The 19099-nt window shown below is 72.1% G+C and carries 18 protein-coding genes and 1 pseudogene; 12 read left to right on the plus strand and 7 right to left on the minus strand.

Annotated elements, in window-relative coordinates; genetic code table 11:
• The first annotated feature begins 125 nt into the window (after positions 1-125).
• The 5 genes from egtA (at position 126) to HDC93_RS00230 (ending at position 4853) form a co-directional block, all read left to right on the plus strand.
• Positions 126-1427, plus strand: coding sequence for an ergothioneine biosynthesis glutamate--cysteine ligase EgtA (gene egtA / locus HDC93_RS00210; protein ID WP_185005961.1), 1302 nt, complete (start codon positions 126-128; stop codon positions 1425-1427).
• Positions 1424-2761, plus strand: a complete 1338-nt coding sequence (egtB, locus tag HDC93_RS00215) for an ergothioneine biosynthesis protein EgtB (protein ID WP_185005963.1) — start codon at positions 1424-1426, stop codon at positions 2759-2761. Before egtA ends, egtB begins: the two co-directional genes overlap by 4 nt.
• The gene (gene egtC, locus HDC93_RS00220; protein ID WP_185005965.1) at positions 2761-3552 is read left to right on the plus strand and encodes an ergothioneine biosynthesis protein EgtC; all 792 of its coding nucleotides are present in this window, start codon (positions 2761-2763) and stop codon (positions 3550-3552) included. Before egtB ends, egtC begins: the two co-directional genes overlap by 1 nt.
• Entirely contained in the window at positions 3549-4511 is a 963-nt protein-coding gene (egtD, locus tag HDC93_RS00225) for an L-histidine N(alpha)-methyltransferase (protein WP_185005967.1), read from the plus strand. Before egtC ends, egtD begins: the two co-directional genes overlap by 4 nt.
• Positions 4512-4637: 126 nt before the next feature.
• Positions 4638-4853 (plus strand): dodecin, encoded by a 216-nt coding sequence (locus HDC93_RS00230; RefSeq protein WP_185005970.1) that lies wholly within the window; start codon positions 4638-4640, stop codon positions 4851-4853.
• Positions 4854-4856: 3 nt separating this feature from the next.
• Here the strand turns inward: HDC93_RS00230 and HDC93_RS00235 are convergent, their stop codons facing one another.
• Positions 4857-5351, minus strand: coding sequence for a hypothetical protein (locus tag HDC93_RS00235; RefSeq protein ID WP_311774452.1), 495 nt, complete (start codon positions 5349-5351; stop codon positions 4857-4859).
• Positions 5352-5851: 500 nt separating this feature from the next.
• On the opposite strand from HDC93_RS00235, the gene HDC93_RS00240 reads away from it, so the two are divergent.
• The 3 genes from HDC93_RS00240 to rpmF all read left to right on the plus strand — a co-directional run bounded on the left by HDC93_RS00240 (position 5852) and on the right by rpmF (position 8162).
• On the plus strand, positions 5852-6298 hold the full coding sequence (locus tag HDC93_RS00240; protein WP_185005974.1) for a DUF485 domain-containing protein: 447 nt from the start codon (positions 5852-5854) through the stop codon (positions 6296-6298).
• Entirely contained in the window at positions 6292-7887 is a 1596-nt protein-coding gene (locus HDC93_RS00245; RefSeq protein ID WP_185005976.1) for a cation acetate symporter, read from the plus strand. The genes HDC93_RS00240 and HDC93_RS00245 overlap by 7 nt, the downstream gene beginning before the upstream one ends.
• Positions 7888-7991: 104 nt before the next feature.
• On the plus strand, positions 7992-8162 hold the full coding sequence (rpmF, locus tag HDC93_RS00250; protein ID WP_185005978.1) for a 50S ribosomal protein L32: 171 nt from the start codon (positions 7992-7994) through the stop codon (positions 8160-8162).
• On the opposite strand, the gene HDC93_RS00255 is transcribed toward rpmF, so the two are convergent.
• Positions 8145-8855 (minus strand): DNA polymerase beta superfamily protein, encoded by a 711-nt coding sequence (locus tag HDC93_RS00255; RefSeq protein ID WP_398769216.1) that lies wholly within the window; start codon positions 8853-8855, stop codon positions 8145-8147. The two genes, rpmF and HDC93_RS00255, sit on opposite strands and share 18 nt — an antisense overlap.
• 134 nt (positions 8856-8989) lie before the next feature.
• Between HDC93_RS00255 and HDC93_RS00260 the strand changes: the two genes are divergently transcribed.
• Complete coding sequence (locus HDC93_RS00260; RefSeq protein WP_185005980.1) at positions 8990-9976, plus strand: LLM class flavin-dependent oxidoreductase; 987 nt, start codon at positions 8990-8992, stop codon at positions 9974-9976.
• 21 nt (positions 9977-9997) lie between these two features.
• Positions 9998-12343 carry an excinuclease ABC subunit UvrA gene (locus HDC93_RS00265; RefSeq protein WP_185005981.1) on the plus strand — a complete coding sequence of 782 codons (2346 nt, stop codon included), beginning with the start codon at positions 9998-10000 and terminating at the stop codon, positions 12341-12343.
• A gap of 4 nt (positions 12344-12347) precedes the next feature.
• Here HDC93_RS00265 and HDC93_RS00270 read toward each other — a convergent pair whose 3' ends face one another.
• Together HDC93_RS00270 and HDC93_RS00275 are read right to left on the minus strand one after the other, a co-directional pair.
• Positions 12348-13163 (minus strand): 1-acyl-sn-glycerol-3-phosphate acyltransferase, encoded by an 816-nt coding sequence (locus tag HDC93_RS00270; protein ID WP_185005984.1) that lies wholly within the window; start codon positions 13161-13163, stop codon positions 12348-12350.
• The gene (locus tag HDC93_RS00275) at positions 13160-13930 is read right to left on the minus strand and encodes a GNAT family N-acetyltransferase (protein WP_185005986.1); all 771 of its coding nucleotides are present in this window, start codon (positions 13928-13930) and stop codon (positions 13160-13162) included. The genes HDC93_RS00270 and HDC93_RS00275 overlap by 4 nt, the downstream gene beginning before the upstream one ends.
• A gap of 244 nt (positions 13931-14174) precedes the next feature.
• On the opposite strand from HDC93_RS00275, the pseudogene HDC93_RS00280 reads away from it, so the two are divergent.
• Positions 14175-14372 (plus strand): annotated as a pseudogene (locus tag HDC93_RS00280) (gas vesicle protein K); the annotation flags it as partial.
• A 167-nt stretch (positions 14373-14539) separates the two neighbouring features.
• On the opposite strand, the gene HDC93_RS00285 reads toward HDC93_RS00280, so the two are convergent.
• Genes HDC93_RS00285 through HDC93_RS00295 form a run of 3 tightly spaced genes read right to left on the minus strand, consistent with a single transcriptional unit; the run spans position 14540 to position 17942 of the window.
• Complete coding sequence (locus HDC93_RS00285) at positions 14540-15286, minus strand: succinate dehydrogenase/fumarate reductase iron-sulfur subunit (RefSeq protein WP_030851268.1); 747 nt, start codon at positions 15284-15286, stop codon at positions 14540-14542.
• Positions 15283-17232 (minus strand): fumarate reductase/succinate dehydrogenase flavoprotein subunit, encoded by a 1950-nt coding sequence (locus HDC93_RS00290; protein ID WP_185005988.1) that lies wholly within the window; start codon positions 17230-17232, stop codon positions 15283-15285. The genes HDC93_RS00285 and HDC93_RS00290 overlap by 4 nt, the downstream gene beginning before the upstream one ends.
• 2 nt (positions 17233-17234) lie before the next feature.
• On the minus strand, positions 17235-17942 hold the full coding sequence (locus HDC93_RS00295) for a succinate dehydrogenase (protein ID WP_185005990.1): 708 nt from the start codon (positions 17940-17942) through the stop codon (positions 17235-17237).
• Positions 17943-18025: 83 nt separating this feature from the next.
• Here HDC93_RS00295 and HDC93_RS00300 point away from each other — a divergent pair, with 83 nt between their 5' ends.
• Positions 18026-18910, plus strand: a complete 885-nt coding sequence (locus tag HDC93_RS00300; RefSeq protein WP_185005992.1) for a LysR family transcriptional regulator — start codon at positions 18026-18028, stop codon at positions 18908-18910.
• Positions 18911-19099: the final 189 nt, after the last annotated feature.

The following is a 19099-nucleotide window of genomic DNA, read 5'->3' on the forward strand; positions in this document are numbered from 1 at the left end:
GGAACGCCCCGCTTCGCCCCCTTGTGCCGAGCGGCGTGAGCGTCTTGGGTGGGACAGATGATCCCGGCCCGGGCCGCCGAAGAGCCCGGACCGGTGGCATGGTGGAATCTCAGGAGGATCCCGACATGTCCGATTCGGTAAGTGGCTGTACCCGGCCACGCACCTCACTGTCCGAAGCCGAGGTCGAGGCTCTCGTCCGCGGCATCTGCTTCAAGACCGGCCCGCCACGGCGCCTCGGTGTCGAGGTGGAATGGCTCGTCCACGAGCTGCGCGAACCGCAGCTCCCCGTCACGCCCGAACGACTCGAAGCGGCCTACGCCGCGCTGCGGACCGTGCCTCTGAGGTCGGCGCTCACCGTGGAACCCGGCGGCCAGCTGGAGCTGAGCTCGCCCCCCGCCGCCTCGCTGACGGAAGTCATCACCACCGTCTCCGCCGACCTCGACGCCGTCCGCGCGGTTCTGCGCGAAGGCGGCCTCGCCCTCGTCGGCCTCGGCCAGGACCCCTGGCACGAACCCCGCCGGTTCCTGCGCCAACCGCGCTACGACGCCATGGAGGCGTGCCTGGACCGCACGGGCCCCGCCGGCCGCGCCATGATGTGCACCTCCGCCTCCGTGCAGGTGTGCCTGGACGCCGGCCACGAGGAGCCCGGACCGCTCGGCCTGGTGCGGCGCTGGTGGCTCGCCCACCACATGGGCGCGGTCCTGGTGGCCGCGTTCGCCAACTCCCCGCTCGCCGCACACCGGCCGACCGGCTGGCTGTCCACCCGGCAGCTGACGTGGACCCGGATCGGCGCGGGCCGGGCGGGCGGACCGCGGCTGGACGCCGACCCGCGCGGCGCCTGGGCCCGGCACGTGCTGGACTCCCCCGTGATGTGCGTACGGCGGGACGGCGGGCCCTGGGACGTCCCCGAGGGCCTCACCTTCCGGGACTGGATCCGCACGGGCACGCCCAGGCCGCCCACCCGGGAGGATCTCGACTACCACGTCACGACGCTGTTCCCGCCGGTCAGGCCGCGCGGCCATCTTGAACTGCGCATGATCGACGCGCAGCCCGGCGACGACGGCTGGATCGTGCCGCTCGCCGTGACGGCCGCGCTGTTCGACGACCCGGAGGCCACCGAGACCGCCTACCGGGCAGTGAAGCCACTGGCCGAGCGGACGCTGGGCCTGCCCGCGCCGCACAACCCGCTGTGGCTCGACGCGGCCCGCGGCGGCCTGGCCGACGCGGAACTGCGCGAGGTGGCCATCACGTGCTTCACGACCGCGCTGGACGCCCTGCCCCGGCTCGGCGCCGCCCCCGGGGTCATCGAGGCCGTCACGGCCTATCTGGACCGCTACGTCGTCCTGGGCCGCTGCCCCGCCGACGACCTGCTCGACCGACAGCGCGGCACGGACGGCCGCGCCCACGGGAAGGACTTCCGCCCATGACCGACACCGATCCCGCCGTCGACGCCCAGGCCGTCGACCCCGAGGTCCTCCGTGAGCGGGCGGTCGCCTCACTCGTCGTGGCCCGCGACCGCACCACCCTGCTGACGAGTTGCGTGGAGGATCCCGACCTGACCGCGCAGCACTCGCCGCTGATGTCGCCGCTGGTGTGGGACCTCGCGCACATCGGCAACCAGGAGGAGCAGTGGCTGCTGCGGGCCGTCGCCGGGCACGAGGCGATACGGCCCGAGATAGACGGCCTCTACGACGCCTTCGAGCACCCGCGCGCCGAGCGGCCGAAACTGCCCCTGCTGTCGCCCGCCGAGGCCCGCACCTACGCGGCCGACGTCCGCGGAAGGGCACTGGACGTGCTGGAGCGGCACGCGTTCCACGGCACGCGGCTGACGGAGGCCGGATTCGCCTTCGGGATGATCGCGCAGCACGAACAGCAGCACGACGAGACGATGCTGATCACCCATCAGCTGCGTACGGGCCCACCGGCCCTGACGGCACCCGACCCGGAGCCGGCGCCGCTGTCCACGGGCCCGTCCGAAGTCCTCGTCCCGGGCGGCTCGTTCACGATGGGCACCTCCGGCGAGCCCTGGGCCCTGGACAACGAACGCCCCGCGCACCGGCGCGAGGTCGCGGCCTTCCACATCGACACCATCCCGGTGACCAACGGCGCCTACCGGGCGTTCATCGAGGACGGCGGCTACGACAACCCGCGGTGGTGGACGGCCGACGGCTGGGCGCACATCCGGAAGCACGGCATCGACACCCCGCTGTACTGGCGGCGCGACGGACAGCAGTTCCTCAGGCGGCGCTTCGGCGTCACCGAGGTCGTCCCGCCGGACGAGCCCGTGCTGCACGTGAGCTGGTACGAGGCCGACGCCTACGCCCGCTGGGCGGGGCGCCGGCTGCCCACGGAGGCCGAGTGGGAGAAGGCGGCCCGGCACGACCCGGCCGGCGACCGCTCGATGCGCTACCCGTGGGGCGACGCCGACCCGGGGCCCGAGCACGCCAACCTCGGCCAGCGGCACCTGCGCCCGGCACCCGCCGGGAGCTACCCGGCCGGCGAGTCGCCGCTCGGCGTACGGCAGTTGATCGGCGACGTGTGGGAGTGGACGGCGAGCGACTTCCTGCCGTACCCGGGGTTCAGGGCGTTCCCGTACAAGGAGTACTCGGAGGTCTTCTTCGGGCCCGAGTACAAGGTGCTGCGCGGCGGTTCGTTCGCGGTGGACGCGGTGGCCTGCCGGGGCACCTTCCGCAACTGGGACTACCCGATCCGGCGGCAGATCTTCTCCGGGTTCCGCACGGCCCGGTCGGAGGACGTCTGATGTGCCGGCATGTGGCGTACGTGGGGCCCAAGGAGCCGCTGGGCCGGATCGTCGTGGACCCCCCGCACGGGTTGTACCGGCAGTCGTGGGCGCCCCGGCACCAGCGGTACGGGACGGTCAACGCCGACGGGTTCGGCGTGGGCTGGTACGCCGAGGGCGACCCGGTGCCGGCCCGCTACCGCCGGGCCGGGCCGATCTGGGCGGACCTGTCGTTCGCCGACCTGGCCCGGGTCGTCCGCTCCCCCGCGCTGCTCGCGGCGGTGCGGGACGCGACTTTGTCGGGGGCGGACGCGGAGGCCGCGGCGGCCCCGTTCGCCGCGGGAACCTGGCTGTTCAGCCACAACGGGGCGGTGAAGGGCTGGCCCGGTTCGCTGGCCTCGCTGTCCCGGACGCTGCCGCACGAGGACCTGCTGTCGCTGGAGGCCCGCAACGACTCGGCGCTCGTGTGGGCGCTGGTGCTGGCGCGGCTGCGGGGCGGCGACGAGGAGGGCCAGGCGATGGCCGACACCGTCCTGGAGGTCGCAGCGGCGGCCCCCGGTTCCCGGCTCAACCTGCTGCTCACCAACGGCGACACCATCACCGCGACCGCCTGGGGCGACGCCCTGTGGTACCTCACCCGGCCCGGCGGCGGCACCGTCGTGGCCTCCGAGCCCTACGACGACGATCCGCACTGGCAGGAGGTCCCCGACCGGACCCTGCTCGCGGCGAGCCGCACCGACGTGCTGCTGACGCCGCTGAAGGAGCCGACCGACGCCGCCGTGCCCGCACCCTCCAAGGAGAGCCGTACGTGAGCCCGTTCCGCCTCACCCGCACCCTGCCCGAGGACACCACGGGCGCCGCGCTGCGCGCCGACGTCCACCGGGGTCTGACCGGCCGTCCCAAGACCCTGCCGCCGAAGTGGTTCTACGACGCGCACGGCAGCGACCTGTTCGAGAAGATCACGGAACTCCCCGAGTACTACCCCACGCGCGCGGAGCGGGAGATCCTTTTGGCGCGCTCCGGGGACATCGCCGCGGCGACCGGGGCACGCACCCTGGTCGAGCTCGGCTCCGGGTCCTCGGAGAAGACCCGGCATCTGCTCGACGCCCTCACCGACCTGCACACCTACGTTCCGGTCGACGTCAGTGGGAGCGCCCTCACCCAGGCCGGGCAGGCGCTCGCCGCCGAACGGCCGGGGCTGGACGTGCACGCGCTGATCGCCGACTTCACGGCGGAACTGACCCTGCCGGACACACCGGGGCCACGGCTGGTGGCGTTCCTGGGCGGCACGATCGGCAATCTGCTGCCCGCCGAACGCGCCGCGTTCCTCACCTCGGTGCGTGCCCTGCTCACCCCGGGCGATGCCCTGCTGCTGGGCACGGACCTGGTCAAGGACGAGGAGGTGCTGGTCCGGGCGTACGACGACGCGGCCGGGGTGACGGCCGCGTTCAACAAGAACGTCCTGACCGTGATCAACCGTGAACTGGGCGCCGACTTCCAGCCTGACGCGTTCGGGCATGTGGCGCTGTGGAACGCGGAGCAGGAGTGGATCGAGATGCGGCTGCGCTCCCGTACGGCGCAGACGGTGAAGGTGCCGGCGCTCGATCTCGCCGTCGACTTCACAGCGGGTGAGGAGATGCGGACCGAGGTGTCGGCGAAGTTCCGGCAGGAGGGCGTGCGCGCCGAACTGTCCGCGGCGGGGCTGGAGCTGGCCCACTGGTGGACGGACGGCCCGGGCCGGTTCGCGCTGTCGCTGAGCGTGGCGCGCTGACATCGGGGAACTCGGGGGCGGCGGCGACGGCGGGAGACGACGTCTCGCGCTTCGCCGCCGCTTGGGGCACCGTGGAATGACGCGTGACACTCGCGTCACAGGGAACGTGGGAAGAGGAGCAGCGGCATGTCGAACCACACCTACCGGGTCACGGAGATCGTCGGCACCTCACCGGACGGCGTCGACCAGGCCGTCCGCAACGGCATCGACCGGGCCTCTCAGACGCTGCACAACCTGGACTGGTTCGAGGTGACGCAGGTGCGCGGCCAGCTCGAGGACGGCCAGATCGCCCACTGGCAGGTGGGGCTCAAGGTGGGCTTCCGTCTCGACGAGTCGGAGTAGTCCTCAGGTCCGCCCCTCGCGCTGCTGCGCGGCCTTCATCTCGGCGGACCGGGTCACCCAGTCGGCCCTGACGACGGTGAAGCCCGCACGCCGGGCGTCCGCGCAGACCAGTTCGTCGTCGTCCACGAGGACGCGGACCTCGCGGGTGCGGGCGAGCCGCCGCAGGATCTCCAGCTTGGTGAACCGGGCGGGCCGCCGGTCGGCGTCCCGCCGCATGTACACGCGCCCCTCGGGCAGCCCCTGGGCGGCGAGCCACTCCAGCGTGTCGCGCCGGCAGCGCTCGGGCCGCCCGGTGAGGTAGACGATCTCGCACTCCTGCGCGCGCTCCCGGACCAGCGCGATGCCCGCCGGGGCGGGCGGGTCCTGCGGCGCCGCCGAGAAGAATCCGTTCCAGTCCTTCGGCGTGCGCTGGAGGAACCCCTGCCGGTGCGTGGTGTCGGCGAGGGTGTTGTCCAGGTCGAACACGGCCAGCGGGGCCTTGCTGCGGTCGTCACTCACGCCGCCCACCCTAAGGGGTCCTTTCACTATGCCCGTCCGGGTCGCGCGGCCTGGCACCGCACCTCGCCGCGTTGCCGAAAAGCCCTAGTAGCTCCGCTACGAGGGCTTCCCGGCGCCTTGCGACGCACGGCACCAGACCACGCGCCCTGATCGGACACTCATAGTGAAAGGACCCCTAAGCGCAATTGAGACAGCGCGCGTGAACAAGCCATGTACGCGGGTCAATTCACCTTCACAGTTGATGGCTCAAGCACGGCACTGACATACTCCGCTCTCAGCCTCGCCACCACCCGTGGCCGGGGCTCGTCGGGGGTCCCCACGAAGAACCCCGAGGCCGTCCTCGTGAATCCGGACAGCTGGGTATCCGGATTCACGAGCCCCCACAGAGCCCGCACCCCCACCGCGCGTCCGGCACCCCTTCCCCCTGCCCGAAAACCGGACGCGTCCACCGACCCGACGGGGTCGAGTGCGGGGCACGATGCAGCGAAGAAGGTGCGCCTGTGCCCGAATATTCACCGCGGCGGGAAGACACTCCCACATTCCCGCTGCCGCACATCGAACAGACTCCGCCGTCTCGTATATCCGACCATCCCGAATTTCACTCTCTGCGTCGCGCGCAGCGCCGGTTCGGCATCCGGGCGACAATCCTGTCCGTCGGTGGATTCCTGCTGTATGTAGTGCTGTCGAGTTTTGTGCCCGCGGTGATGAACCAGCCGCTGTTCGGCCGCCTCACGCTCGGACTGACCCTCGGTCTCGGGCAGTTCGTCGTCATGGGCGTGACCGCGTGGTGCTACGTCCGGCACATGCGCAGCCGGGTCGATCCGCTCGCCCGCGGCCTGAGGTCCCGGCTGTACGAGACCGAGAGCCGCCGTGCCCGGGCGGCGGCTCCCGCACAGGGGGCCGGGCAGCCGCTCCGGCACGGGACGAGGGGGTTTCGCACGTGGTGAGCGCCGCCGCCATCGACGACAGCAGCCTGCGGCTGACGTTCGTCCTGTTCCTGACCGTGGTTGTGATCACCCTGTTCACGGCACTGCTGACGGCTCCTCAGCGCGACGAGATCAGCGAGTTCTACCTCGGCAACCGCGCCATGTCGCCGCTGCGCAACGGCCTCGCCATGTGCGGCGACTACCTGTCGGCCGCCACCCTGCTGGGCAGCACCGGGCTGGTCGCGCTGACCGGTTACGACGGGCTGATGTATCTCGGCGGCACCACCGTCGCCTGGATGATGGTGCTGCTGCTGATCGCCGAACCCCTGCACCGCACGGGCGAGTTCACGCTGGGCGACACGGTGGCGCTGCGGCTGCCCCGGCAGCAGCGGCCGGTGCGGGTCGCGCTGGCGGTCTGCGTCCTGGCCATCGCCACGCTGTACCTGGTGGCCCAACTCGTGGGCAGTGTGGCCCTGCTGACCCAGTTCACCGGTGTGCCGAGCGGCACCACCCGCACCCTGTGCGTGGTCGTGATCGGCGCCTTCGTCATCTTGTACGCCTCTCTCGGCGGCATGCCCGGAGCGACGGTCATCCAGATCATCAAGGCCGTGATGCTGGTGGTGGGCGTGCTGTTCACCGCGGGCTGGGTGCTGCACCACTTCGACTGGAACCCCGACCTGCTGCTGGAGAGGGCCTCCGAACGCAGCGGTTCCGGCTTGAGCTTCCTCCAGCCCGGGCTGCGCTACGGCGGCACCGTCAGCAACAAACTGGACTTCCTCAGCCTCGAACTGGCCATCGTCCTCGGCCTCGCCGCCCTCCCGCACGTGCTGATGCGGTTGCTCACCCCACGCAACAGCGGTGTTCTGCGCTCGTCGGTGCTGTGGGCCGTCGGCCTGGTCGGCGCGGTCTGTTTCGGGGCCGGCATCATGGGGCTCGGCGCCACCGCGCTGCTCGGCCGGGACACCATCGAGAGCACCGACCGCACCGGCAACGCCTCCGTGCTGCTGCTCGCCCACGAGCTGGGCGGCAGCGTCCTGACCGCGCTGCTGACCTGTCTGGCGTATCTGACGCTGCTCGCCGTGGCGGTCGGTCTCACCCTGGCCGCGGCTTCCTCCCTCGCGCACGACCTGTACAGCGAGGTGATCCGCAAGGGCCGGGCGAGCGAGACGGAGGAGCTGACCGTCGCCCGGCTGTCCGGGGCCGTCATCGGCGTCCTCGGCATCCTGCTGGCCCTGATCGCCTGGGGCGCGAACACCGCGACGCTCGCGTTCCTGGCCTTCGCCATCGCGGCGTCCGCGATCCTGCCGACGATCACCTACACCCTGTTCTGGCGGCGCTTCAGCGCGAAGGGCGCCCTGCTCAGCCTCTACGGCGGGCTGCTCTGCTCCGTCCTGCTGGCGGCCTTCTCGCCGGTCGTCTCCTCCACCCCGGGCTCGTTCTACCCGGAGGTCGACTTCGCCTGGTTCCCGCTCCAGAACCCCGGCATCGTCTCCATCCCCGCGGGTTTCCTGCTGGGCTGGCTCGGGACGGTGCTGGACAAGGGCCCGGCCGAAGAGCCTGCCGCCCACGAGGAGTTCGAGGTGCGGATGCTGGTGGGAGCCGAGGACTGAGACGCCTTCGAGGGATCGCGACGGCCGGGCACCGGGACGCCCATTGTTAATGGGATCCATTTTCATGTAGCGTCCTCGGTGCCCGACCACCGAGGAGGAGTCCCATGGCTGTCCCGAAGCGGAAGATGTCCCGCAGCAACACCCGCCACCGCCGCGCCCAGTGGAAGGCGGTCACCCCGACGCTGGTCCCCGTCACCGTCGACGGCGTCACCCACCTCGTCCCGCAGAACCTGGTCAGGGCCTACGAGCGCGGCCTGCTACGCCCCGGCGGCTGAGTTGGCCGCCCCGGCGAGGAAGTGCGCCCGGACCCGGCGCAGCCAGGCCTCGACCGGCGCCTCGTCGGGTTCGTCCGGCAGCACCGTGGGGCCCTCGTCGAAGGCGGCCTCGTAGTGCCTGAGCAGGGGCAGGGCGACCGACGGATCGGCGGCGACGCGCTCGCCGAAGGCGTGGTACTCGTCCGGGTCCTCGACGCGGATCGTCAACCGCCCGGTGGTGTACAGCTCCAGGCCCTGCCCGCACAGCCGTTTGAGATGCCGGGCGTGCTTCGCGGTCCGCTTGCGGGTGTCGGCGGAGAACGAACCGTCGCCGCGTGCCTCCAGTCGCCGGAACTGCCGGGTCGCGTACCCGAGGTAGGCGTCCCTGACCCGCTTGGCGCACAGGAACGCCGTACGGATGCCGATGAGCTCGTCGCCGAGCGGGGTGCGCACCTCGTACAGGTCGTCCGGGAGCCACACCAGTTCCATCGCGGTCGGGTTGCCGCCCAGGGCCAGCCGGCACCACTTGGCCGCCTCGTGGAGCGTGCGGTCCGGCGCCGTGCTGACGTGGGACTCCTTCGGGTGGCGCAGACCGTGCAGTTCCGCGGTGGGCACGGCGAACAGGCCGAGGCGGTCGATGTCCGAGCCCGGGCGGGCGAGACCGTAGGCGGTCGATCCGACGATGCCGGAGAGCAGGATGCCGGGGACGGTCACGGTCGGCCGCCTTTCGCTTGTGGAGACCGGACCATTGTCCTGACGTGCAGGGACGCGGTCACCCGGATTTCCGGCGGCGGTCCCGCCGCGGCCGCGGCGGAATACCGGCGGCCCCGTCCGGCGTAGAACCAGGTATGGATTCCGTGCTCCTGTCCGTCCTCGACCGCTCCCGCACCCGCGAGGGGCACACCCACCCCGAGGCGCTGCGCGACACCGTGCGGCTGGCGCGGGAGCTGGAGGGGCTCGGCTACCACCGCGTCTGGGTCTCCGAGCACCACGGCGTGCCCGGGGTCGCCGGTTCCGCGCCGACGGTGCTGGCGGCCGCCGTCGCGGGCGCGACCAGGACGATCCGGGTCGGGACCGGCGGGGTGATGCTGCCCAACCACCGGCCGCTGGTCGTGGCCGAGCAGTTCGGCGTCCTGGAGTCGCTGTTCCCCGGGCGGATCGACATGGGTCTGGGCCGGTCCGTCGGCTTCACGGACGGGGTGCGCCGTGCCCTGGGCCGCGACAAGGGCGACGCGGCGGACTTCGAGGACCGGCTCGCGGAGCTGCTCGGCTGGTTCCGGGGCACCTCCCCCACCGGCGTGCACGCCCGCCCCGCCGAGGGCCTGACCGTGCCGCCGTTCGTCCTGGCCATGGGCGAGGGCGCCGGCATCGCCGCCCGCGCGGGCCTGCCCATGGTGATCGGCGACCTCAGGAACCGCGAGAAGATGCGGCGCGGCATCGACCACTACCGCGACCGGTTCCGCCCCTCCGTCTGGGCCGCGGAGCCCTACGTCGTCATCTCGGGCACCATCGCGGTGGCCGGCACCCCCGAGGAGGCCCGGCGGCTGCTGATCCCCGAGGCCTGGTCCATGGCGCACTCCCGCACCCGCGGCACCTTCCCGCCGCTGTCGCCCGCCGAGCGCGTGGAGGCGCTCACCCTGACCGGGAAGGAGCGCGACTTCTACGAGTCCGGCCTGACCGGCCACATCGCCGGCACCGAGGAGCAGGTCGCGCACGAGCTGGAGACGGTGCTGAAGGAGACGGGCGCCCAGGAGGTCCTCGTCACGACCAGCACGTACGACCGCGAGGCCCTGCTGGACTCCTACCGGCGACTGGCCGCGATCACCTCCGGTTAGATCCGGTTAGAGTCGTCTTCCATGCACGACCGCGACCCCCATGACCCGTACGTCCGTGTCCGCGGAGCCCGTGAGCACAACCTCCGGGGCGTCGACGTCGACATCCCCCGGGACGTGCTGGCCGTGTTCACCGGTGTGTCCGGCTCGGGGAAGTCGTCGCTGGCGTTCGGCACGATCTACGCGGAGGCGCAGCGGCGCTACTTCGAGTCGGTCGCGCCGTACGCGCGGCGGCTGATCCACCAGGTCGGCGCGCCGAAGGTCGGGGAGATCACCGGTCTGCCCCCGGCCGTCTCGCTCCAGCAGCGCCGGGCGGCGCCCACCTCCCGCTCCTCCGTCGGCACCGTCACCCACCTCTCGAACTCCCTGCGGATGCTGTTCTCCCGGGCCGGCACCTACCCGCCCGGCGCCGAGCGGCTCGACTCCGACGCCTTCTCGCCGAACACGGCGGTGGGGGCGTGCCCGGAGTGCCACGGGCTGGGGCAGGTGCACCGTACGAGCGAGGAGCTCATGGTCCCCGACCCGTCGCTGTCGATCCGCGACGGGGCGATCGCGGCGTGGCCGGGAGCCTGGCAGGGCAAAAACCTGCGGGACATCCTCGACGCGCTCGGCCACGACGTGGACCGGCCGTGGCGGGACCTGCCCGCCGGCGAGCGGGAGTGGATCCTGTTCACGGACGAGCAGCCGGTGGTGACGGTGCACCCGGTGCGGGACGCCGACCGCATCCAACGGCCCTACCAGGGCACGTACATGAGCGCCCACCGGTACGTGATGAAGACGTTCTCGGATTCCAGGAGCCCGACCCTGCGGGCGAAGGCCGAGCGGTTCCTCACCAGTGCGCCCTGCCCGGCGTGCGGCGGCAGCCGGCTGCGCCCCGAGGCCATGGCGGTGACGTTCGGCGGCCGGACCATCGCCGAGCTGGCGGCACTGCCGCTGGTGGAGCTGGCCGCCGGTCTCGACGGGACCTCGGAGGCCGCCCGGGTCCTCACCGACGACCTGCGGTCCCGTATCGCGCCGGTCCTGGAGCTGGGGCTCGGCTACCTCAGTCTCGACCGGCCCGCCCCCACCCTCTCCGCGGGCGAACTGCAGCGCCTGCGCCTCGCCACCCAGCTGCGCTCCGGCCTCTTCGGTGTCGTCTACGTCCTCGACGAGCCGTCGGCAGGACTGCACCCGGCGGACACCGAGGCGCTGCTCACGGTGCTGGAGCGGCTGAAGACGTCCGGCAACTCGGTGTTCGTGGTGGAACACCACCTCGACGTCATGCGGGGCGCCGACTGGCTGGTCGACGTGGGTCCGGACGCCGGCGAGCACGGCGGGCGGGTGCTGCACAGCGGCCCGGTGGCCGAGCTGGCCGGTGTCGAGAGGTCGGCGACGGCCCGCTACCTGTTCGACCGCTCCCCCTCCCCGGCCCGGGATGTGCGCGAGGCGACCGGGTGGCTCCGGACCGGCCCGATCTCGCGGCACAACCTGCGGGGGGTGACGGCCAAGTTCCCGCTCGGCGTGTTCACCGCGGTGACCGGCGTGTCGGGATCCGGCAAGTCCACGCTCATCGGCGAGATCACCGAGGACTCGGCGGGGGTGGGCCGGCTGGTCTCGGTCGACCAGAGGCCGATCGGCCGCACTCCGCGCTCCAACCTCGCCACCTACACGGGCCTCTTCGACGTCGTGCGCAAGGTGTTCGCGGCCACCGACGGGGCGCGCGAACGCGCTTTCGGCGTCGGGCGGTTCTCCTTCAACGTGGCGGGCGGGCGCTGCGAGACCTGCCAGGGCGAGGGATTCGTCAGCGTGGAGCTGCTGTTCCTGCCGAGCACGTACGCGCCCTGCCCGGACTGCGGCGGGGCCCGCTACAACCCGGAGACGCTGGAGGTGACGTACCGGGGGCGGAACATCGCGCAGGTGCTGGATCTGACGGTGGAGAGCGCGGCGGAGTTCTTCGCGGACACCCCGGCCGTGGCCCGCAGCCTCTTTACCCTGCTCGAGGTCGGTCTGGGCTATCTGCGCCTCGGCCAGCCCGCGACGGAGCTGTCCGGCGGCGAGGCCCAGCGCATCAAGCTGGCGAGCGAACTGCAACGCGGCCGGCGCGGCCACACGCTGTACCTCCTCGACGAGCCCACGACCGGTCTCCACCCGGCCGACGTGGACGTCCTGTTGCGCCAGTTGCACGGCCTCGTCGACGCCGGGCACACCGTGATCGTCGTCGAGCACGACATGTCCGTCGTCGCCCGCGCGGACTGGGTGATCGACCTGGGCCCGGGCGGCGGCGACGCGGGCGGACGCATCGTGGCGGCGGGACCTCCGGGGGACGTCGCGCGCTCGGCGGAGAGCCGGACGGCGCCGTATCTGGCGCGCACCCTCACCGGCTCCCGCTGAGCCCCTACGCGACGAGCACCGTGTGCGTCCAGGCCGGCGCGGCCGTCTCCGGCTGCTGTGCCGCGCGGGCGAGAGCGCGGCGGTCGGGGCTGCCGCCCGGGGGAACGGGGTCGCGGACCTCGACCTCCGCGATCAGGCCGCGGGTCGTCGCCACCCGCCACAGGGAGGCGAGCAGCGTGTCCTCGCCGACGTACGCGGGGGCCGTGGTGACCGTGCCGTCGCTGAGCCGGTAGCCGATGCGCACCGGCTGGACCGGCACCCCCGCGTCCAGCGCGGCCTGGAAGACGGCCCGGCGGAAGGTGCCCTGCGCCCGGCCGCACCAGGTGCTGCCCTCGGGGAAGGCCGCGACCGCGGCGCCCGCACGCAGCGCACCGGCGATCCGGGCCACCGTCTCCGGGAGAGCCCGCAGCCGGTCCCGGTCGATGAACAGGGTGCCGCCGCGCGCGGCCAGCGCACCCGCGACCGGCCAGTGCCGTACCTCCGTCTTGGCCAGCATCCGGGCGGGGCGGACGGCGGCGAGCAGCGGGACGTCCAGCCAGGAGATGTGGTTGGCGACCAGCAGCAGTCCGCCGGTGGGAGCGGCGGCCCCGGTGATACGGACGCGGACACCGGCGGCCCGCACGATCCACCGGCACCAACGCCGGATGAGGGACGGCGGGATCCGGGCGCCGAAGGGTGTCAGCGCGATCCCCGCGAGGAGGAGCAGCAGGACCGCGCCGAATCGCAGCACGGCACGCGGCACGGCCCGCGCCCGCACGGCCGCCGACGCCTCGACACAGGCGCGCGGCGTGCAGGGCGCGGTGGGCAGCCAGGCGCTCATCCGGCCGGGGCGAGAGAGAGGAAGTGGCGCAGGTAGCGCGCGTTGACGCGGCTCATCGGCAGCAGCACGTACAGGTCGGCGACGCCGAAGTCCGGGTCGTGGGCCGGTGCGCCGCACACCCAGGCGCCGAGGCGGAGGTAGCCGCGCAGCAGGGCGGGCAGTTCGACGCGGGCGGCGGGCGCGGGGCCCGGCGTCCACGGCAGCAGCGGCCGCACCCGGAACTCCTGCGGGGCGAGGTGCTTGTCGCTGACCCGGTCCCAGGTGGCGGAGGCGAGGGTGCCGCCGTCGGCGAGCGGGACGGAGCAGCAGCCGGCGAGCCACTCGTGGCCGCGGTCGACCATGTAGCGGGCGATGCCGGCCCAGATGAGGCTGATGACTGCCCCGTCGCGGTGGTCGGGGTGCACGCAGGAGCGGCCGACCTCGACGAGCTGTGGCCGGATCCCGTCGAGGGCGGTGAGCTCGAACTCGCCCTCGGAGTACAGCCGCCCGGCGACCGCCGCGCGCTCCGGCGGCAGCAGCCGGTAGGTGCCGACGACCTGGCCGGTCGTCTCCTCCCGGACGAGCAGGTGGTCGCAGTACGCGTCGAAGGAGTCGACGTCGAGGCCCGGCTGCGGGCCGGCCAGCAGGGCGCCCATCTCCCCGGCGAAGACGTCGTGCCGCAGCCGCTGGGCGGCCCGCACGTCCTCCTCGTTCCGGGCGAGGGCGACGGTGTAGCGGGTGGGGGCCGTGGGCTGCGCGGGGCGGTCGACGGTCAGTACGCCGGTCATGGCACTCTCCTGGTCACGGGCCGGTCGGTGAGGCGGGGCGGGGCGCTGAGCGGTGGCGTGCGAACCTCCGCCTCTGTTCTCCCGAAACCGACTGACCTGCGCGTGTCATGTGCAGAGAGAACGGGTGTGAGGTTGTTGAACGGCTCGCGCCCGCCGGCGCGGCCCGGAATGGCCACTTGCGCACGCGCACCCCGGCGCCGGCGGCGAGAGTGGGCTGCGTGACAGAACCCGGAGCCGGCGGGCGCAGCTCATGGAACGCCAGGCGGTCCGCCGTTTCGACGAGGGCACGCTCAGCGTCGAGCAGGAGGACCGGCTGGGCACCGCGCTGACGCTGCTGGACGAGCGCATGGACGAACTGTGCGCACAGCACGGGCTGCGGCGCAGCGACCTCAACCTGGACCTCGGCCCGCTGGGACCCCTCCTCGCCGATCCCGGCCCGTGACGGACAGAAGCGAGACGGGGCCGGGAGAGCACCACTCCCGGCCCCGCCCGTCCGCACGTACCGGCGAACGTTCATTGCAACGCCCCGGGGGCGCGGGGAACTGCGCGATCAGCCCCGACGCACCCGCAGCCACCGAAGCACCGAAGCACCGAAGCCCCTACGGCGCGCTACCGCTTCACCTTCCGTGCGGCCCGCAACCACTCCTTGTTCATGCTGGTGATGGACATGAGAGGTATCCCCTTGGGGCAGGCGGTGGCGCACTCCCCGGCGAGGGTGCAGCCCCCGAACCCCTCCTCGTCCATCTGCTCCACCATGTCCAGCACCCGCGTCTCCCGCTCGGGCGCCCCCTGCGGCAGCACGTTGAGATGGTTGATCTTGGCGGACGTGAACAGCATCGCCGCCCCGTTCGGACAGGCCGCCACGCACGCCCCGCACCCGATGCACTCGGCGTGCTCGAAGGCGAGGTCGGCATCCGGCTTCGGCACCGGCGTGGCGTGCGCTTCGGGAGCCGCCCCGGTCGGCGCGGTGATGTACCCGCCGGCCTGGATGATCCGGTCGAACGCCGACCGGTCCACGACCAGGTCCTTGATCACCGGGAACGCGGACGCCCGCCACGGCTCGACGTCGATGGTGTCGCCGTCCTCGAACGACCGCATGTGCAGCTGACAGGTGGTGGTCCGCTCGGGCCCGTGCGCGTCGCCGTTGATGACGAGCGAGCACGCCCCGCAGATCCCCTCGCGGCAGTCGTGGTCGAAGGCGACGGGGTCCTCGCCCTTGACGATGAGCTCCTCGTTGAGCGTGTCGAGCATCTCCAGGAAGGACATGTCGGGTGAGATCCCGTCCACCTCGTACGTGGACATCGTGCCGTCGGCGTCGGCGTTGCGCTGCCGCCAGACGCGCAGGGTGAGCTTCATGCGTAGCTCCGCTGGGTGGGGTGGACGTACTCGAAGACCAGGTCTTCCTTGTGCAGGACGGGAGCCTCGCCGGTGCCGGTGAACTCCCAGGCGGCCGCGTACCCGAACTCCTCGTCCTTGCGGGCGGCCTCGCCGTCGGGTGTCTGGGACTCCTCGCGGAAGTGGCCGCCGCAGGACTCCTCGCGGTGCAGCGCGTCGAGGCACATCAGCTCGGCGAGCTCCAGGTAGTCGACGATGCGGTTGGCCTTCTCCAGCGACTGGTTGAACTCCTCGCCGGTGCCGGGCACCTTGATGCGCCGCCAGAACTCCTCGCGGATCTGCGGGATGCGCTCCAGCGCCTTGCGCAGGCCGGAGTCGCTGCGGGCCATGCCGCAGAACTCCCACATGAGTTCGCCGACCTCGCGGTGGAAGGAGTCGGGGGTGCGGTCGCCGTCGACGGACAGCAGCAGGTTGAGCCGGTCCTGGGTGTCGGCCAGCACCTCCTGCACGGCGGGGTGTTCGTCGGTCACCGCGTCGTGATGCGGGTTGCGGGCCAGGTAGTCGTTGATGGTCGAGGGGAGGACGAAGTAGCCGTCCGCGAGTCCCTGCATCAGCGCGGAGGCGCCGAGCCGGTTGGCGCCGTGGTCGGAGAAGTTGGCCTCGCCGATCGCGAACAGGCCGGGGACGGTGGTCTGGAGGTCGTAGTCGACCCACAGGCCGCCCATCGTGTAGTGCACGGCGGGGTAGATCCGCATCGGCACCTCGTACGGATCCTCGTCGGTGATCCGCTGGTACATGTCGAAGAGGTTGCCGTACTTGGCCTCGACCGCCTTGCGTCCCATGCGGGCGATGGCGTCGGCGAAGTCGAGGTAGACGCCCTGCCCGCCGGGGCCCACTCCCCTGCCCTCGTCGCAGACGTTCTTCGCGGCGCGGGAGGCGATGTCGCGCGGGACGAGGTTGCCGAACGACGGGTAGATGCGCTCCAGGTAGTAGTCGCGCTCGTCCTCGGGGATCTCGTTCGGGGGCCGCTGGTCGCCCTTCGCCTTCGGCACCCAGATGCGCCCGTCGTTGCGCAGCGACTCGCTCATCAGCGTGAGCTTGGACTGGTGGTCGCCGGTGCGCGGGATGCAGGTGGGGTGGATCTGGGTGAAGCAGGGGTTGGCGAAGTGGGCGCCGCGCCGGTGGGCCCGCCAGATGGCGGTGGCGTTGGAGTTCATGGCGTTCGTCGACAGGTAGAAGACGTTGCCGTAGCCGCCGGAGGCGAGGACGACGGCGTCCGCGAAGTACGTGTCGATCTTGCCCGTGACCAGGTCCCGGGCGACGATCCCGCGCGCCCGTCCGCCGACGACGATCAGGTCGAGCATCTCGGTGCGCGGGTGCATCTCGATGTTCCCGGCGGCGATCTGCCGGCTGAGGGCCTGGTAGGCGCCGAGGAGGAGCTGCTGGCCGGTCTGTCCCCGGGCGTAGAACGTGCGTGACACCTGCACGCCGCCGAACGACCGGGTGTCGAGCAGTCCGCCGTACTCCCGGGCGAAGGGCACGCCCTGGGCCACGCACTGGTCGATGATCTCGACGGAGATCTGCGCGAGCCGGTGGACGTTGGACTCGCGGGCGCGGAAGTCGCCGCCCTTGACGGTGTCGTAGAACAGGCGGTGGACGGAGTCGCCGTCGTTGCGGTAGTTCTTCGCGGCGTTGATGCCGCCCTGCGCGGCGATGGAATGGGCGCGGCGGGGCGAGTCCTGGTAGCAGAACTGGACGACGTGGTAGCCCTGTTCGGCGAGGGTGGCGCCGGCGGAGCCGCCGGCGAGGCCGGTGCCGACGACGATCACGGTGTGCTTGCGCCGGTTGGCGGGGTTGACCAGCTTGGCCTCGAAGCGGCGCGTGTCCCACCGCTCGTCGACCGGCCCGGTGGGGGCCTTGGTGTCGACGACCGGCTCGCCGGTCGTGTAGTCGGCGTACGAAGTCATCTTCAGCTCACCACTCCGGTCATGACGCCCACGGGTACGGCGATGAAGCCGGCCGTGAGCAGCAGCGCGAGGACGTTGGCCGTGGTCTTCAGGGCGCGGTCGCGGGTGCGGCTGCCCGCGCCGAGGGTCTGGGCCGCGCTCCAGAAGCCGTGCCGGACGTGCAGGCCGAGCGCGAGCATCGCGACGATGTAGACGACGTTGCCGTACCAGGTGGAGAAGGTGTCCACGACGTTCTGGTACGGGTGGCCCTCCTGGAAGCCGCCGGAGTGCACGGTGCCGGTCGTCAGGTCGAGGATGTGCCACACGATGAACAGGCCGAGGATGACGCCGCCCCAGCGCATGGTCCGCGTCGCGTAGCTCGCCCGTGGCTTCTTGTGCACGTACTTGCTGGGCCGTGCCCTGATGTCGCGGCGGCTGAGCTGGTACGCCGAGGTGGCGTGGGCGACGACGGCGGCGACCAGCACGATCCGGACGAGCCAGAGCGTCCACTCGTAGTGCATGATCGGCTCGCCGACGACGCGCAGCCAGTGCGCGTAGTGGTTGAACTCTCCCGCCCCGAAGAAGATCTTCAGATTTCCGATCATGTGGACGACCAGGTACAGCAGCATGATCAGACCGCTGACCGCCATCACGGTCTTCTTGCCGACGGTGGAGTCCCACACGGTGCGTGCGAGAGACGGCCGTCGGTCCGTCCGCGTTGCCAGAGCCATGGAACAGCACGCTACGGACCGGCAGGCGATCGGTCCAAGACATGGTCCGGCTTGAATCAATAGGCTGTAGCTATCGTGGGAGCATGCAGTTCCAGCAGCTCCAGTACTTCGTGGCCGTCGCCGAGACCCGGCACTTCACCCGGGCCGCCGATCTGGTCCATGTCGCCCAGCCGTCGCTGTCGCAGCAGATCAAGGCGCTGGAGCGGGAGCTGGGCGCGGACCTGTTCCTGCGCGCCCGGGGCAACATCACGCTCACGGACGCCGGAGAGGCGCTCCTGCCGCTGGCCAGGCGCATCCTGGCCGACGCCGACACGGCCCGGCACGAGGTGCAGGAACTGGTGCAACTGCGCAGCGGCCGGGTACGGCTGGGCGCGACGCCGAGCCTGTGTACGGGTCTGCTGCCGGATGTGCTGCGGGCGTTCCACGACCGCTACCCCGGGGTGCGGCTGATGATCGAGGAGGGCGGCTCGCACGATCTGGTACGGGAGCTGGCGCGGGGGGCGCTGGATCTGGCGCTGGTGGTGCTGCCGCTTCCGACGCCGTCACCGGCGCTGACCACGGTGGAGCTGCTGCGGGAGGATCTTGTCGTGGTCTCCTCGCCGAGCGCCCCGCGTCCGGGCGGGGGGCGCCGCACCGTGCGGGTCTCCGACCTGGAGGGTGAGCGGCTGGTGATGTTCCGGCACGGGTACGACCTGCGGGAGCTGACCGTGGCCGCGTGCCGCACGGAGGGGTTCGAACCCGACTTCGCCGTGGAGGGCGGGGAGATGGATGCGGTGCTGGGCTTCGTGCGGGCCGGGCTGGGGGTCGCCGTGGTGCCGCGGATGGTGGCGGCGAGGTCCGGGCGCGGACTGCGGGTGACCCCGCTGGCCCGGCCCGGACTGCATCGCACGATCGCGCTGGCACATCGCGGTGATGTGGCGCCGCCCCGGGCCGCTCGGGAGTTGCAGCGGATGCTGCTGGAGCGGTGAGGCGGTTCCTGAAGCGCCGTTGGGTGTGAGCACCGTTCGAGGGTGCGGGTCGATCGCGGCTGGTCGCACCCACGCGGCGGAGCCGCATACCGAATACAGCCCCGCACCCCTCGAAGGCGTTACCCCTAGGGGGCTGCTGACTGATCTCCGCGGAGGAAGGAGCGGCGTTCGGTACGTGTTCTCGGCGTG

The organism is Streptomyces sp. AK010, assembly GCF_014207295.1.
Classification (GTDB): domain Bacteria; phylum Actinomycetota; class Actinomycetes; order Streptomycetales; family Streptomycetaceae; genus Streptomyces; species Streptomyces massasporeus.

Coding starts and splice junctions, on each gene's coding strand:
- egtA (WP_185005961.1), top strand. CDS start 126: ATGTCCGATTCGGTAAGTGGCTGTACCCGGCCACGCACCTCACTGTCC.
- egtB (WP_185005963.1), top strand. CDS start 1,424: ATGACCGACACCGATCCCGCCGTCGACGCCCAGGCCGTCGACCCCGAG.
- egtC (WP_185005965.1), top strand. CDS start 2,761: ATGTGCCGGCATGTGGCGTACGTGGGGCCCAAGGAGCCGCTGGGCCGG.
- HDC93_RS00230 (WP_185005970.1), top strand. CDS start 4,638: ATGTCGAACCACACCTACCGGGTCACGGAGATCGTCGGCACCTCACCG.
- rpmF (WP_185005978.1), top strand. CDS start 7,992: ATGGCTGTCCCGAAGCGGAAGATGTCCCGCAGCAACACCCGCCACCGC.
- HDC93_RS00260 (WP_185005980.1), top strand. CDS start 8,990: ATGGATTCCGTGCTCCTGTCCGTCCTCGACCGCTCCCGCACCCGCGAG.
- HDC93_RS00265 (WP_185005981.1), top strand. CDS start 9,998: ATGCACGACCGCGACCCCCATGACCCGTACGTCCGTGTCCGCGGAGCC.
- HDC93_RS00270 (WP_185005984.1), bottom strand. CDS start 13,163: ATGAGCGCCTGGCTGCCCACCGCGCCCTGCACGCCGCGCGCCTGTGTC.
- HDC93_RS00275 (WP_185005986.1), bottom strand. CDS start 13,930: ATGACCGGCGTACTGACCGTCGACCGCCCCGCGCAGCCCACGGCCCCC.
- HDC93_RS00285 (WP_030851268.1), bottom strand. CDS start 15,286: ATGAAGCTCACCCTGCGCGTCTGGCGGCAGCGCAACGCCGACGCCGAC.
- HDC93_RS00290 (WP_185005988.1), bottom strand. CDS start 17,232: ATGACTTCGTACGCCGACTACACGACCGGCGAGCCGGTCGTCGACACC.
- HDC93_RS00295 (WP_185005990.1), bottom strand. CDS start 17,942: ATGGCTCTGGCAACGCGGACGGACCGACGGCCGTCTCTCGCACGCACC.
- HDC93_RS00300 (WP_185005992.1), top strand. CDS start 18,026: ATGCAGTTCCAGCAGCTCCAGTACTTCGTGGCCGTCGCCGAGACCCGG.